This window comes from Agrobacterium sp. LMR679 (genome assembly GCF_027157905.1).
Taxonomy (GTDB): domain Bacteria; phylum Pseudomonadota; class Alphaproteobacteria; order Rhizobiales; family Rhizobiaceae; genus Agrobacterium; species Agrobacterium leguminum.
Map to the genome: position 1 here is coordinate 2240147 of NZ_JAPVOJ010000002.1, position 14616 is coordinate 2254762.

Consider the following 14616-nt stretch of genomic DNA (forward strand, 5'->3'; position numbering starts at 1 on the left):
ATGACTGACCAAATCAAAACCGACAACGCCCGGTCGAAGGCCGAGCAGCTGCCGCTCGCATTCTCGCACCAGTCCGCTTCCGGCAGGGATGATCTCCTCGTCTCCGCCTCGCTTGCGGCTGCCGTCAGCCTCATCGATGAATGGCCGAACTGGCGCTCGCCCGTCGTCGTGCTGGCCGGGCCGCCGGGTTCGGGAAAATCGCATCTCGCCAATATCTGGAAAAATATCAGCGACGCGCGCGACATTCACCCCGAGACGGGCTCGGATGCCGCGCGTGCGGCCGAAACGGGACCGGTTCTTTTCGAGGACGCCGACCGGCGCGGTTTTGACGAGACCGAACTTTTCCATGTCATCAACAGCGTGCGCCAGCACGGCACCACGCTTTTGATGACGAGCCGGCAATGGCCGGCCGCGTGGCCGGTGACGCTGCCCGATCTGCGCTCGCGCCTCAAAGCCGTAACGGTGGTGGAAACCGGCGAGCCGGACGAGGGGCTTTTGGCGCAGGTGCTGGTGAAACTCTTCGCCGACCGGCAGCTTTATATGGATGACAAACTCATAGGTTACATCGTCAATAGAATGGAGCGTTCGCTCGATACGGCGCAGACGATCGTGGACCGGATCGACCGGCTGGCGCTCGCACGTGGAACGAGAATTACACGGCCGCTGGTGGCGGAGGTCCTCAATGCGATGGACAACGCAGCGGCGGGCAGCGGACTGGACGTCGATTGACTGTCACAGTTCCGTCGTCAAACTGTTATACGGGCAAGAAGGACGATCGCGCGATGCAGCAGGATCACGGAACGGAAATCGGTCAGGGGATGGAACAGGGAATGGACGCTATCGCGCAGGAAGACTTCAACAAGGTTCAGCCCGTGACCGAAGGCGAGAGCCTTTGGGACAGCCCGGCGCGTTTCATCAACCGCGAATTCTCCTGGCTCCAGTTCAACCGCCGCGTTCTCGAAGAAACGCTGAACACGGATCATCCGCTCTTGGAGCGGCTGCGCTTCCTCTCCATCTCGGCCGCCAATCTCGATGAATTTTTCATGGTCCGCGTCGCCGGCCTTGAAGGGCAGGTGCGCCAGAAGATCACCGTCAGGACGCCGGACGGCAAGACGCCGGCCGAACAACTTGAAGATATTCTGAAGGAAATCGACAATCTGCAGATGGAGCAGCAGGCCTCGCTTGCCGTTCTGCAGCAGTACCTTGCCAAGGAAGAAATCTTCATCGTGCGGCCCGCCGCACTTTCGGATGCGGACCGCACCTGGCTGGAAACGGAGTTCGAGGAACGCATGTTCCCCGTTCTGACGCCGCTCTCCATCGACCCGGCGCACCCGTTCCCCTTCATTCCCAATCTCGGCTTTTCCATGGGCCTGCAGCTCGACAGCGTCAACGGCCGCGAGCCGATGACGGCGCTGTTGCGCCTGCCGCCTGCGCTCGACCGTTTCGTGCGGCTTCCGGACGAAAAGAACGCCATCCGCTACATCACGCTTGAAGATGTGGTCGGCCTGTTCATCCACCGGCTCTATCCCGGTTATACCGTGCGCGGTTCCGGTACGTTCCGCATCATCCGCGACAGCGATATCGAGGTGGAGGAAGAGGCGGAAGATCTGGTCCGTTTCTTCGAGAGCGCGCTGAAGCGCCGCCGCCGCGGTTCCGTCATCCGCATCGAGACCGACAGTGAAATGCCGCAGTCGCTCAGGCAGTTCGTGGTGCATGAGCTTGGCGTGCCGGATAACCGCGTCGCCGTTCTGCCCGGTCTTCTCGCGCTCAACACCATCTCGGAAATCGTCCGCGCGCCGCGCGACGATCTGAAATTCGAACCCTATAACGCCCGTTTCCCCGAGCGTGTGCGCGAACATGCCGGCGATTGCCTCGCCGCCATCCGCGAAAAGGACATGGTGGTTCACCATCCCTATGAGAGCTTCGATGTTGTCGTGCAGTTCCTGCTGCAGGCCGCGCGCGATCCCGATGTGCTCGCCATCAAGCAGACGCTCTACCGCACCTCCAATGACAGCCCGATCGTTCGTGCGCTGATCGATGCGGCCGAAGCCGGCAAATCCGTCACCGCGCTGGTCGAGCTGAAGGCGCGCTTCGACGAAGAGGCGAATATTCGCTGGGCGCGCGACCTGGAGCGCGCCGGCGTGCAGGTCGTCTTCGGCTTCATCGAACTCAAGACCCACGCGAAGATGTCGATGGTTGTGCGCCGCGAGGATGGCAAGCTCAGAACCTATTGCCACCTCGGCACCGGCAACTATCACCCGATCACCGCCAAGATTTATACCGACCTGTCCTTCTTCACCTGCAACCCGAAGATCGCCCATGACATGGCGAATATCTTCAACTTCATCACGGGTTACGGCGAACCGGAAGAGGGCATGAAGCTGGCCGTCTCGCCCTATACGCTGCGCGCCCGCATCGTGAAGCACATCAACGAAGAGATCGAGCATGCCAAGCGCGGTGCGCCGGCGGCGATCTGGATGAAGATGAATTCGCTGGTCGATCCTGAAATCATCGATTCCCTTTACCGCGCCAGCGCCGCTGGCGTGGAGGTCGATCTTGTCGTGCGCGGCATCTGCTGCCTGCGCCCGCAGGTGCCGGGCCTCTCGGACAATATCCGCGTCAAATCCATCGTCGGCCGCTTCCTCGAACACAGCCGCATCTTCTGCTTCGGCAATGGTTTCGGCCTGCCGTCGGACAAGGCGCTGGTCTATATCGGCTCGGCCGACATGATGCCGCGCAACCTTGATCGGCGTGTGGAAACGCTGGTTCCGCTCACCAATCCCACCGTGCATGAGCAGGTTCTTTCACAGATTATGCTGGGCAATCTCATTGACAACCAGCAGAGCTACGAGATACTTGCGGACGGAACGTCGAGGCGCATCGAGGTGCGTAAAGGCGAAGAACCGTTCAACGCGCAGCACTATTTCATGACCAATCCCAGCCTTTCCGGACGTGGTGAAGCCTTGAAATCCAGTGCGCCCAAATTGATTGCCGGGTTGATTTCGTCCCGCAAGAAACAGGCTGAATGACTCGATCAGAAGCACAGGGGCGGCTGACCGGCCTTGCCCCCGTTTCCGTCATAGATATTGGTTCGAACTCCGTTCGTCTCGTCGTATATGAAGGTCTTTCCCGCGCGCCTGCGGTGCTGTTCAATGAAAAGGTCCTGTGCGGCCTTGGCAAGGGACTGGCGCTGACGGGCCGCATGCATGAGGAAGGCGTCAGCCGGGCGCTGATGGCGCTTCGGCGTTTTCATGTCCTTTCCGAGCAGGCGCAGGCGCAGAAGCTCTATGTGCTGGCGACGGCCGCGGCGCGTGAGGCGGAAAACGGCCCGGATTTCATCCGCGAGGCTGAAGCCATTCTCGGCTGCGAGATCGAGGTGCTGTCAGGCGAAAAGGAAGCGCTTTATTCCGCCTATGGCGTGATCAGCGGTTTCCATGATCCAGACGGCATCGCCGGTGACCTGGGCGGCGGTTCGCTCGAACTCATCGACATCAAGGGCAAGAGCTGCGGCGAGGGCATAACCCTGCCGCTCGGCGGCCTGCGGCTGTCGGAGCAGTCGGACGGCTCGCTGGAAAAAGCGGCGACGATTGCCAGAAAACACGTCAAATCCTTCGCCAGGCTTCTGGCGGCGGGTGAGGGGCGCACCTTTTACGCGGTGGGCGGCACCTGGCGAAACATCGCCAAGCTGCATATGGAGATATCGGGCTATCCGCTGCATATGATGCAGGGCTACGAATTGCCGCTGGAGGAAATGCTGAATTTTCTCGAGGAGGTCATCGTCTCCCGGGATAGCAAGGATCCGGCCTGGCAGGCGGTCTCCAAGAACCGCCGCTCGCTTCTGCCCTTCGGCGCCATCGCCATGCGCGAAGTTCTGAAAATGATGAAGCCGGCCAGGATCGCCTTCTCGGCGCAGGGCGTGCGCGAAGGTTATCTCTATTCGCTGTTGACGGAAGAAGAGCGGGATTCCGATCCGCTGCTGGTTGCCGCTGATGAACTTGCCATTCTGCGCGCCCGCTCGCCGGAACATGCGCGCGAACTGGCGGACTGGAGCGGCCGCACCTTCCCGGTCTTCGGCGTTGACGAGACCGAAGAGGAGAGCCGTTACCGGCAGGCGGCCTGCCTTCTCGCCGATATCAGCTGGCGCGCCCATCCCGATTATCGCGGATTGCAGGCGCTCAACATCATCGCCCATTCCTCTTTCGTGGCGATCACCCATCCCGGCCGAGCCTATATTGCGCTTGCCAATTATTATCGCTTCGAAGGTCTGAACGACAACGGCACCACGCAGCCGCTCGCCGCCATGGCGGGCGACCGGTTGCAGGAGCTTGGCAAATTGCTCGGCGGCCTGCTGCGCGTCGTCTATCTCTTCTCGGCTTCGATGCCGGGCGTCGTCGATCACCTCAAATTCCGCAAATCCGGCAATCCCGATCTCGATCTGGAATTCGTCGTGCCGCACGATTATTGCGATTTCGCCGGCGAGCGGCTGGACGGGCGTTTGCAGCAACTGGCGAAGCTGACGGGCAAGCGGCTGGCGTTCGTGTTCGAGTAACGAACGGCGCGCTTCTGTTTCGCGACAGGACGCTCCTGGCCTCCACTATGACCAGCGCTCGCAAAAGGCTTCGATATCGCTCGACTGAAAGTCGGAAAGCCGTGCCATGATCGTTTCGAATGGCCAGTCCCACCATGCGATTGATGCAAGCTTTTCCGCGAGGGTCCGCGAAAATCGTTCGCGAATGATCTTTGCGGGAACGCCGCCGACGATGGTATAGGGCGGCACATCTTTGGTGACGACCGCGCCGGCGGCGAGCACTGCCCCGTCTCCAACCGTGACACCCGGCAAGACGATAACCCCGTGACCGATCCAGACATCGTGACCGATGACGGCGCGGTCCTCCCTGCGCCGGTCGAAAAAGGCGTCATCGCGCACGGCATCCGCAGAATAATATTCAGGGCAATAGCTGAAACGGTGCATGGATGGCCGGTCCATCGGATGGTTCGGGGCACCTATCCTGACCTCTGCGGCGATTGCGCAGAATTTTCCGATCGTTGCATCGCCCACCATGCAACGGGGGCCAAGATAGGAGTAATTGCCGAGGTCGACGCTGTGCAGGGAGGTGTCAGCCAGAATTTCGCAGCATTCGCCGATATTGGAATCTCTTATGCTCGCCGTCGCATGGATAACGGTCTCTGCGATTTTCGGGCGCTTGATCTGTGCGGTCGAATCCATTCCTGCCTCCGGATTTGCGCCTGCTTAACCGGCGATGATGAAGGTGCTGTGACGTGGAATGGCCATAGGAGCCCGGCCGGGCCGGGCATCCTTTCTAAAACGCAGATCGCGCGCGATGCCGCGTGACGCGAAATCCTGTCTTCACGCGGAATGTATCACTTGTCCGGGACATCCGCCGCGGCAGGCGTTTTCTTCCAGTAGTGGTCGGATATGTTTTGCGCGTTCCGAATGATGTGGCCGGCGATTTCGGGGTCTCCGCCCTCGAAGGTTTTCGGGTCGGCTCCGCACAACATCAGGAAGAGCTGCTGATGGGCGACAGCGGCAAAATAGTCGCGGGGCGGCGGCTGCATGTCTGAATCGACGGCCCGGAATGCCTCATCGACCTCTTTGCCGGCACGTTCGAGCGCTGCGTGAATGGTGGCCATCATCGCTGCTTCCGTGCGCTCCAATATGGCCTGTACCTGCCGTTCCGCCGGTGTCAGGACCGGGCAACTTTCACTCATCGAATATCTCTCCTGTCGGTCCAACCATTCCACCGGGCGATATTATCGCAAGGATTGTGTCCGCTTTGCGGGGAAGATTGACATCGTGGTCTTGAAACGCAACAGCCTGGCTGGCCACCGTGCCGCGATGCGCGGATCCAAACGGCAATGGCCTGGCACTGCTTTGCAAATGGCTCAGCCGTGCCCGAGCGCCTTGCGGATGCAGGCGCTGAGATAGGCATATTGCAGCGGCGTTATCGTCGCCATGGCTTCGGTGCGGCTGGCAAGCCTGTCCTGATAGCCGACCGGAATATCGAACTGGCTGAAGGTGAAATCCCAGCGGGTGCCTTCGACGATATTGTAAAAATGGTCGGTACCGCTGACAGCGGTTTTGGCAAGCTCTCCGCCGAAAATATCCTGCACCACCAGCGCGGTGACGCTGCCTTGGCCCTTGGCGGGGTTTTCGCGCGACCAGAGGCCGCTCGTCTCGCCCGACCAGCTTTTCTTCAGGGCGTAATAAAGTCTTTCTGCATGGTCCTGCATGAAACGTCTTCTTTTCCGCAAGCATGTTTCGGTTAAAGCATTTCCAGCGAAAGTGCGCTCGGTTTTGCGTCCGGAAATGCATAAAAACAAAGAGTTAGAGCAATGGAGGTGAACCGGCGTTCACCGAAATTGCTCCAGCTCTGGAAAATCGGAACGGAGCGCCATGCAGACATTTGTGTCTGCCGGGCGCTCCGTCCGGATCATTCGCGGCCGTCAAAGCAAGTGACAGCAGCCTTGGCCTTATTTCGCCTCGAGCAGGTCCTTGACGTCGAGCAGGACGAATTCGTTGTCGTCAGCCTTGTCCAGCGCACGGCCGGCCGAGAAGGGCAGGTTGTTGTCGTTGCCGACGACGATATGGGTGGCATCGACGCGGTCGACATTCTCGATGGTGACGAAAGGCATGTCGTAATAGCCGTTGCCGTCGCCCTGACGCTTCTTGTTGTCCGGGTCGGAAATCTTCATCAGGTCGATATAGCCGATCTTGCGGGCGGCCTTGCCGACATTGGTGTCGTTGAATTCGATCTTGTAGATGCGCTTCAGCTTGGCAGGGCGGGCGAAGCAGTCCGCAGCCGGAGCCTTGGGGTCGGCGCAGGCCTTGTCGGCCGTGCCGGCGCCATTGTCGCGCTCGATGACGAGGGCGGTGGTGTCATCCAGCATGTTGAAGTCGCCGATTGCCTCGCCGCCTTCCGCCAGCGGATAAAGCCAGCTGCGGCCGGTCCATGCCTTTTTGGCGGTGTCGAGTTCGATAATGCGCAGCGCGGTCGCGCCGTCTTCGGTTTTTTCCACCTGGCCGTCGGCCATGTAGAGCGGGCCTTCCAGCAGGCCGTAGAGCTTCGAGCCGTCCCTGGAGAGCGCCATGCCCTCATAACCGCCGGAGCGCTTCAGGTTGAAAGCGGGCATTTTCTGTGTCGGGTTGCCGGGCAGGGCAAGAGCCGGATGGTCGGGAGACTTCACCTCGATGTCGCCGGCCTTGGTCGAGATCACGTCGGTCAGCTTGCCGTCGCGGGTGAATTTCAGAATGTAGGGGCCGAATTCCTCGCCGACCCAGAAACCGTCAGCGACCGGCTGAATGGATTCGACGTCGAAATCCGCACCCGTCAGGTAACGCTTGCTCGAGCCTTCCAGAACGATGGGGAAGGGCGCCTTCATGTCGGGATCGGAGAGGAACACGGTTTCAAGAGCGTTGACCTTGCCGGCGTCCCAGTCGAACTTCAGATGGTGAAGCATCAGCATGGCGTCGCTGGAATTGAGCTTGGAACCGAAACCGTTGTCGGAAAGGCTCCAGAAGCTGCCGTCCGGCATCGCCCGGATGCCGGAAAAGCCCTGCATCGGCTGACCGTTGAACGGCATGGAAAGGCCGGTCAGGCGCACGCCGTCCTTGCCGGGCACGGTGCCGAGGCCCTCGGCGCGCTTGCGGTCGGCCGTGGTGAATTTGGCGGAGGTCTTGAGGTGCTCCGGCGCATCGGCAGGCGCGGCGATCATGGTGTTGGCAGGCAGAATGGCGTGCGAAACGAGCTTTGCCGGAAACTCCTTTTCCGCCGCATGCGCCGCGGCGGCGAGCGCGAGAACCGCGAAAGGTGCGAAAAGAATGTGCTTCATGATGGAGACCCCTCTCAATACCTGTTGAAGACAGGATTGACGCGATAGGGTCGTCGCATGACAGGCAGGTGATTGCCGTTTGAAGCTTTGATGAATTTTGATGACGGCCATCGTCGGCAGATGGGCCGCACGGCTTTTTTGCGCCGGTGGCCCCTATTCGGCGGGCGCCTGATATTGGCTGAGCGTGCAGACGCCCAGCGTCTGGCCACGGCCCTTCACCGCATGTTCGCCCAGATATTCGCTGCGCACGCCCTTGGGAAGCACCAGCTGATGGGCGAGATCGGCGGAAATCAGCACCGGATGGCCGAGCATCTTGCTCAGCGATTCGAGCCGCGAGGTCGTGTTCACCGTATCGCCGAAATAGGTGATCTTGTGGTGATCGACGCCGATTTCCGCGGTGATGACCGGCCCGCCATGGATGGCGAAGCGCAGGCGCGGCACCTCTCCGAAGCGGGAAAGCCACATGTCGCGGGTGTTTTCAATGGTCGCCTGAATATCGAAGACGCAGCGCACGCAGGCCGCCCGCCGGATCGCCATGTGATAGGGCCAGGTGATGATGGCGGCATCGCCGATATAGTCGTCGATGACACCGCCGTGTTTCCTGACCGGTGCGGCATAGCTTGCAAAGATTTCGCCGAGAAATTCCTGGGCCTTCAGGTCGCCATGGGTTTCGGCGAAGGAGGTGGAACCGACGAGATCGATGAAGATGAAGACGCGGTCTTCGCTGACCGGCCGGCGATAACGCCCCAGGATGAGGTCGATGAAGATATCGCGGCCGAGAAGCTCGCGCACCCGCATGATGAAGACGATGATGCCGCAGACAATCAGGGTGAAGATCAGCGTCTGCACCTCGGCATGGACGGCGCGTTTCCAGGTGCCGGGAAATATCCCGCTCAACCACAGGATCGTGCCGCCGAGCCCGAAGCCGCAAAAGACGAGAATGGCATAGATGATGAGGCCGACGGCGATGTAGGCCGGCGTCGGCAGGGCGCTCACCTGCCGCGACAGGCCGGGCATGATGTAACCGCGCTCGAAGGCGAGGATGGGTGCGCAGGCAAACAGCGCATAGGTCGCGCCGATCAATGCGCCGCCGCCATATTCCAGAAAGGCGTAGGCCACGCCGCTGCCGGCCACGGCAACGAAGAGCACCACGTAATCCAGAATGGGCAGCAATTTTCTCATGTCGGTTCTTGGGTCTCGGGAAGGGAAGGCTTTGGTCTTGGCAAAGAAGGGCAGGCCGCTCCCTTCGGGCGAAGCTTCTGTTCAGGTCATATGCGACATTAATGTGGAAAAAGCGCCGCAAAAAGTGACCAATCGGTAAGGTTGCATGAAGGATTGGTAAGGCTGTTGCGCCGTTGCCGCAAAATCGGCTTTGCCGCCGTTCTACGCCTAATAGGATGTTCTGTAATAGACGGTTTCAAGCGGGGATTGCGGCCGATCGTCCGGCGAGCGGTTCGACCATTTGACGGGGAAGGCGGCAAAACGCAGCCGGTTGCCGTCGATCCAGGCCCGGTCGAACAGGGTTTCTCCCTTGCGGGCGAAGGTGATGGCGGCGCAGGTGTGGCCGTCAACGTCGAAGGGAATGTTCTCCTTCCAGCCGCTCAGGCCGCAGCCCATGCCTTTCGGGTCGCGATTATAGCGGTCGACGACGTCGCCGTCATTCGGCGTCATGGTGATCGCGGTGACGGTATGGGCAAAGAGCAGGCTGTCGCGATCTTTCAGGCCGCCATCCAGCGTGCCTTCATACCGCACCTGCACCGTCGGCTGCTGGCAGCCGTTTTGGGCATAGAGCTGCGACACCGCATGCATGCGATTGTCGCGAACGGTGATGCGGGTGACGACGCCGTGCCTGTCGTTCTTGCCGATCTTCAGGCAGTCGGTCGTCCATTCGCCCTGGAGATCGACCCTGTTCTCGGCGGCTCCGGCGGGAAGGGAGGGGAGAATACCTGCCGCCGCCAGAAGGGCAGCGAGCAGCGGAATGCGGGCAGGTTTCATGGCAAGACCCTTAAATCGCACGACCATCGGCAAAGAGATGGGACGCGATGCGGGCAAAATTGGGGTGGAAAGCGGCGGGCCGTTACGGCTCGCCTGCTGCAACCTCCACCGCCTCGACCTTCTTGCCAGCGAAACGTAGCGCGACTTCGCCATTGATGAGCTTCAGGGCCACATCGCCGAAGAGTTCCCGCCGCCAGCCGGTCAGCGCCGCCACGGTCGCCTTTTCGCCCTCGGCGGCGATCTTGTCGAGATCGTCGCTGTTGGCGATGACCTTGGCGGCGACGCCGTGCTTGTCCGCCGTCAGCTTCAGCAGAACTTTCAAAAGTTCCACGGCAGCGCCGGAGCCTTCCGGTGCGTGGCTGTGACGCGGCGCCTTCGGCATTTCCTCTTTCGGCAGCGCCAGCGCCGCATTCACCGTTTCGACGATGGCGGTGCCGGAGGCGGAGCGCTCCCAGCCCTTGGGAATGGTGCGAAGCCGCGACAGCGCCTCGGCGTCCTTCGGCTGCTGCTGCGCGATTTCGAAGATCGCATCGTCCTTCAGGACGCGCGAGCGCGGCACGTTGCGGGAGCGCGCCTCACGCTCGCGCCAGGCGGCGATGAATTTGAGGATCGCAAGTTCCGTCGGCTTGCGCAGGCGCGATTTCAGCCTGAGCCAGGCATCGTCGGGATGCATGTCATAGGTGTCGCGAGACTCGAGAATATCCATCTCTTCGGTCAGCCATAGCGAGCGGCCTTCGCGCTCGAGCTGGGCTTTCAGCGAGAGATAGACATCGCGCAGATGGGTCACATCGGCCAGCGCGTAATCCAGCTGCTTTTCGGTCAGCGGACGGCGGCTCCAGTCGGTGAAACGCGAGGATTTGTCGATCTGGACGTTTTTGATCTTCTGCACCAGCTGGTCGTAGGAGATCGAATCGCCGAAACCGCAGACCATGGCGGCAACCTGCGTGTCGAAGATCGGGTGCGGAATAAGCCCGCCGAGATGGTAGATGATCTCGATATCCTGCCGCGCCGCGTGGAAAACCTTCACGACATCGGGATTGGCCATCAGTTCGAAAAGCGGGGTCAGGTCGAGACCCTTGGCCAGCGGATCGACCAGCACTTCGAGCGTCGGGCTTGCCATCTGCACCAGGCAGAGTTCCGGCCAGAAGGTCGTTTCCCGCAGAAATTCGGTGTCGATGGTGATGAATTCCGATTTCGCCAGTTCCGTGCAGGCTTCGGCGAGGGCGGCAGTCGTTTCAATCATTGTTATTGGCCAATCGTGAAAATTATCCGTCTTACTTTCCCTTTGCCGGGCGCATGTCAATACAAAGCCCGCTTTTGAAGGCTCAAGGATCGTTTTTCTCGGGCGGATGGGGCTCCGCTTCATCCTTTTTGGGTGGCGGAGACGCGGCGAGCTTCTGGAAATAGGCTGACGTGCGCAAAAGCGAGCTGAACCGCCAGTTCCGCTCCTCCACGGGCACAGCTTCGCGCACCTGCAGCCGGTAGATGGTATAGGCGATGAAAACGATCTGGATCGCGGCTGTATAGCTGAACAACGCCTTCGGGCCGAACTGGTCGATCAGCACGGAGGCGAGCAGCGGCCCGACGGTTGCGCCCACCGACCAGAAGAACAGCAGTCCAGCCGACATCATCGCGTGTTCGCCTTCCCTGGCATGGTCGTTGCCATGGGCGGAACTCAGCGAATAGAGCGGCAGGGCGAAGGCGCCGAAGATGAAGACGCCGATGATGTTGCTCCATTCATCCGTGCCGGCGAAGAAGGCGAGAAACAGGCCGACGACGACGGAGCCCGCCGTGGTGGCGAGAATGATGATGCGCCGGTCATAACGGTCGGAATAGACGCCGAGCGGATATTGCAGCACCACGCCGCCGATGATGCCGGCGCTCATGAAGGTGGCGATGGCGGTGACGGAAAGGCCGATCTGTTCGGCATAGATCGGGCCGATATTGCGAAACGCCGCCATGCTGAGGCCGACGGCCACGCAGCCGACCACGGCAAGCGGCGAGATGCGCCAGACCGCGAAGAGATTGAAGGGTATCTGTTTCGGCGGCGCAGGGTTGGATTTGTCGGCAAGCGAGATCGGCACCAGCGACAGCGTCAGCGCCATGGCGATCAGCGAAAACACCACAGGCCCGTCGATGCCGGCGACAGGAATGATATATTGTGCGAGCGTGACGGAGCCGAGATCGACGAAACGATAGATGGAGAGCGTGCGCGCCCGATTGGAATTGGTGACCTGCGCGTTGATCCAGCTTTCGATGGCCGCGAAAAGACAGGCGACGGCAATGCCGGTGACGAAGCGCATCAGCATCCAGAACAGGGGATGGATGAGGAGCGGCATGGCGATCGCTGCGGCGGATGCGACGGCCGCCATGGTGGCGAAGGTGCGGATATGGCCGATCTTGCGCAGAAGCCGCGTCACCGAAATGCAGCCAAGCGCGAAACCGAAGCTGTAGGCGGCGCTGATGAGGCCGATGGTGCTGGCGGAAAACCCTTCGGAGAGACCGCGCAGCGCTATATAGGTTCCCTGCAGACCGTTGCCGCCGATGAGGATACCGGCGGTGACGAGAAGCGGGATAAGAGGTCTGATCTGGCTCATTGCGGGCCGACTCGGTTTGGCGGGCTGGATTAGCCCTATCTAAAGCGAAGGCAGGGGAAAGGACAGGCTGAAGGCGACATTGTTGTGCTTTGCCTTGACAAATCAGGCTGGCCATGCGCTTTTCCGGCAAATTTCGACAGTGCCGCCCATCTGGCCTCCATCAGGCCCACGACACGTTCCAGGATAAAAAAATGCATCGTTACCGCAGCCACACCTGTGCCGCTCTCCGCAAGTCCGACGTCGGCGAAACCGTTCGCCTTTCCGGTTGGGTTCATCGCGTGCGAGATCATGGCGGCGTTCTCTTCATCGACCTTCGCGACCATTACGGCATCACCCAGGTCGTCGCCGATCCTGATAGCCCGGCCTTCAAGGTTGCCGAGACGGTTCGCGGCGAATGGGTCATCCGCATCGACGGCCTCGTCAAGGCGCGTTCGGAAGACACCGTCAACAAGGGCATGGCGACCGGTGAGATCGAGCTTTACGCGCAGGAAATCGAGGTTCTCGGCGTTGCCAAGGAACTGCCGCTGCCGGTCTTCGGCGAGCCTGACTATCCTGAAGACGTTCGCCTGAAATACCGCTTCCTCGATCTTCGCCGCGAAACGCTGCACAAGAACATCGTCAAGCGCACGCAGATCATTTCCGCCATGCGCACCGGCATGGCCGATGCCGGCTTTGCCGAATATACGACGCCGATCCTCACCGCTTCCTCGCCGGAAGGCGCGCGCGACTTCCTCGTGCCTTCGCGTATCCATGAAGGCAAGTTCTTCGCCCTGCCGCAGGCGCCGCAGCAGTACAAGCAGCTTCTGATGGTGGCCGGTTTCGACCGTTATTTCCAGATCGCGCCGTGCTTCCGCGATGAAGACCCGCGCGCCGACCGTCTGCCGGGCGAATTCTACCAGCTCGACGTCGAAATGAGCTTCGTGACCCAGGAAGATGTCTGGACCACGATGGAGCCGATGATGACGGCCGTGTTCGAGAAATTCGCCGAAGGCAAGCCGGTTACCAAAGAGTGGCCGCGCATTCCCTATGACGAGGCGATCCGCAAATATGGTTCCGACAAGCCGGACCTGCGCAACCCGATCGTCATGGAAGCCGTGACCGAGCACTTCGACGGTTCGGGCTTCAAGGTCTTCGCGAACATGATCGCTTCCAACCCCAAGGTTCAGGTCTGGGCCATCCCGGCCAAGACCGGCGGTTCGCGCGCTTTCTGCGACCGCATGAACGCCTGGGCACAGTCTCAGGGCCAGCCCGGCCTCGGCTACATCTTCTGGAAGGAAGAGGACGGCAAGGTCGGCGGTTCCGGTCCGCTCGCCAAGAACATCGGCGAGGAACGCACAGAGGCGCTGCGCACGCAGCTCGGCCTCGAGGCGGGCGACGCCTGCTTCTTCGTCGCCGGCGATCCGGCCAAGTTCTACAAGTTTGCCGGTGAAGCGCGCACCCGCGCTGCCGACGAGCTGAACCTGATAGACCGCGACCGTTTCGAAATGTGCTGGATCGTCGATTTCCCCTTCTTCGAATATAACGAGGAAGAAAAGAAGATCGACTTCGCCCACAACCCCTTCTCCATGCCGCAGGGCGGCCTGGAAGCGCTGGAAGGGCAGGATCCGCTCTCCATCAAGGCGTTCCAGTATGACGCGGTCTGCAACGGCTTCGAAATCGCCTCCGGCTCGATCCGTAACCAGTCTCCCGAGCTGATGGTCAAGGCCTTCGAAAAGGTGGGCCTCAGCCAGACGGACGTGGAAGAGCGCTTCGGCGGTCTCTACCGCGCCTTCCAGTACGGCGCGCCTCCGCATGGCGGTTGCGCATTCGGCATCGACCGCGTCGTCATGCTGCTGGTTGGCGCGAAGAACCTGCGCGAAATCACGCTGTTCCCGATGAACCAGCAGGCGCAGGACCTCCTGATGAACGCGCCGTCGCCGGCAACGCCGACCCAGCTTCGTGAGCTGGCGCTGCGCGTCGTTCCGTCGAAGAAGGACTGATCTGGAACCATTCAGGTTTCGAACAAAGGGCTGGCGGCAACGCCGGCCCTTTGCGTTTTTTACAACGAACGCGGCAAAGCCACAATTTTACCGCGAGTCGAACCGAATTCCGCACATAATCAGCCGAAATCCGATCCCAGTATAGGTCCCGCGTTCACTTGGGGGACGCAAGACTATCAGGGGTTTTAAACTTG

General features: G+C 60.8%; 12 protein-coding genes. 4 read left to right on the forward strand and 8 right to left on the reverse strand.

Going from position 1 to position 14616, the window contains the following annotated elements; translation table 11 throughout:
- The 3 genes from hdaA to ppx are packed head-to-tail and all read left to right on the forward strand — an operon-like array spanning nucleotide 1 to nucleotide 4549.
- A complete protein-coding gene (hdaA, locus tag O3W47_RS21610; RefSeq protein WP_269314574.1) occupies nucleotides 1-729 on the forward strand; it encodes a DnaA regulatory inactivator HdaA in 729 nt (242 codons plus the stop codon).
- Complete coding sequence (locus O3W47_RS21615) at nucleotides 726-3029, forward strand: RNA degradosome polyphosphate kinase (RefSeq protein WP_400155516.1); 2304 nt, start codon at nucleotides 726-728, stop codon at nucleotides 3027-3029. Before hdaA ends, O3W47_RS21615 begins: the two co-directional genes overlap by 4 nt.
- Nucleotides 3026-4549, forward strand: a complete 1524-nt coding sequence (ppx, locus tag O3W47_RS21620) for an exopolyphosphatase (RefSeq protein WP_127757583.1) — start codon at nucleotides 3026-3028, stop codon at nucleotides 4547-4549. Before O3W47_RS21615 ends, ppx begins: the two co-directional genes overlap by 4 nt.
- Nucleotides 4550-4594: 45 nt before the next feature.
- Here ppx and O3W47_RS21625 read toward each other — a convergent pair whose 3' ends face one another.
- From O3W47_RS21625 to O3W47_RS21660, 8 genes are all read right to left on the reverse strand, one after another.
- The gene (locus tag O3W47_RS21625; protein ID WP_269314575.1) at nucleotides 4595-5227 is read right to left on the reverse strand and encodes a DapH/DapD/GlmU-related protein; all 633 of its coding nucleotides are present in this window, start codon (nucleotides 5225-5227) and stop codon (nucleotides 4595-4597) included.
- A gap of 155 nt (nucleotides 5228-5382) precedes the next feature.
- Nucleotides 5383-5730 carry a hypothetical protein gene (locus O3W47_RS21630; RefSeq protein WP_269314576.1) on the reverse strand — a complete coding sequence of 116 codons (348 nt, stop codon included), beginning with the start codon at nucleotides 5728-5730 and terminating at the stop codon, nucleotides 5383-5385.
- A gap of 174 nt (nucleotides 5731-5904) precedes the next feature.
- Nucleotides 5905-6252, reverse strand: coding sequence for a YunG family protein (locus O3W47_RS21635; RefSeq protein WP_020808978.1), 348 nt, complete (start codon nucleotides 6250-6252; stop codon nucleotides 5905-5907).
- A 240-nt stretch (nucleotides 6253-6492) separates the two neighbouring features.
- A complete protein-coding gene (locus O3W47_RS21640; protein WP_269314577.1) occupies nucleotides 6493-7851 on the reverse strand; it encodes an esterase-like activity of phytase family protein in 1359 nt (452 codons plus the stop codon).
- Nucleotides 7852-8004: 153 nt separating this feature from the next.
- Nucleotides 8005-9033 carry an adenylate/guanylate cyclase domain-containing protein gene (locus O3W47_RS21645; protein ID WP_080817252.1) on the reverse strand — a complete coding sequence of 343 codons (1029 nt, stop codon included), beginning with the start codon at nucleotides 9031-9033 and terminating at the stop codon, nucleotides 8005-8007.
- Between the two features lie 207 nt (nucleotides 9034-9240).
- Nucleotides 9241-9846, reverse strand: coding sequence for a hypothetical protein (locus tag O3W47_RS21650; protein WP_269314578.1), 606 nt, complete (start codon nucleotides 9844-9846; stop codon nucleotides 9241-9243).
- Between the two features lie 82 nt (nucleotides 9847-9928).
- Nucleotides 9929-11089, reverse strand: coding sequence for a ribonuclease D (gene rnd / locus O3W47_RS21655; RefSeq protein ID WP_125145899.1), 1161 nt, complete (start codon nucleotides 11087-11089; stop codon nucleotides 9929-9931).
- An 82-nt stretch (nucleotides 11090-11171) separates the two neighbouring features.
- Nucleotides 11172-12443, reverse strand: coding sequence for an MFS transporter (locus O3W47_RS21660; protein ID WP_269314579.1), 1272 nt, complete (start codon nucleotides 12441-12443; stop codon nucleotides 11172-11174).
- A 191-nt stretch (nucleotides 12444-12634) separates the two neighbouring features.
- On the opposite strand from O3W47_RS21660, the gene aspS reads away from it, so the two are divergent.
- Nucleotides 12635-14422, forward strand: coding sequence for an aspartate--tRNA ligase (gene aspS / locus O3W47_RS21665; RefSeq protein WP_137452090.1), 1788 nt, complete (start codon nucleotides 12635-12637; stop codon nucleotides 14420-14422).
- Nucleotides 14423-14616 lie beyond the last annotated feature (194 nt).

Excerpts from the sequence above, each read along its gene's own strand:
- O3W47_RS21650 (WP_269314578.1), bottom strand. The coding sequence starts at position 9,846 with ATGAAACCTGCCCGCATTCCGCTGCTCGCTGCCCTTCTGGCGGCGGCA.
- O3W47_RS21660 (WP_269314579.1), bottom strand. The coding sequence starts at position 12,443 with ATGAGCCAGATCAGACCTCTTATCCCGCTTCTCGTCACCGCCGGTATC.
- hdaA (WP_269314574.1), top strand. The coding sequence starts at position 1 with ATGACTGACCAAATCAAAACCGACAACGCCCGGTCGAAGGCCGAGCAG.
- O3W47_RS21625 (WP_269314575.1), bottom strand. The coding sequence starts at position 5,227 with ATGGATTCGACCGCACAGATCAAGCGCCCGAAAATCGCAGAGACCGTT.
- ppx (WP_127757583.1), top strand. The coding sequence starts at position 3,026 with ATGACTCGATCAGAAGCACAGGGGCGGCTGACCGGCCTTGCCCCCGTT.
- O3W47_RS21630 (WP_269314576.1), bottom strand. The coding sequence starts at position 5,730 with ATGAGTGAAAGTTGCCCGGTCCTGACACCGGCGGAACGGCAGGTACAG.
- O3W47_RS21645 (WP_080817252.1), bottom strand. The coding sequence starts at position 9,033 with ATGAGAAAATTGCTGCCCATTCTGGATTACGTGGTGCTCTTCGTTGCC.
- O3W47_RS21640 (WP_269314577.1), bottom strand. The coding sequence starts at position 7,851 with ATGAAGCACATTCTTTTCGCACCTTTCGCGGTTCTCGCGCTCGCCGCC.
- O3W47_RS21635 (WP_020808978.1), bottom strand. The coding sequence starts at position 6,252 with ATGCAGGACCATGCAGAAAGACTTTATTACGCCCTGAAGAAAAGCTGG.
- rnd (WP_125145899.1), bottom strand. The coding sequence starts at position 11,089 with ATGATTGAAACGACTGCCGCCCTCGCCGAAGCCTGCACGGAACTGGCG.
- aspS (WP_137452090.1), top strand. The coding sequence starts at position 12,635 with ATGCATCGTTACCGCAGCCACACCTGTGCCGCTCTCCGCAAGTCCGAC.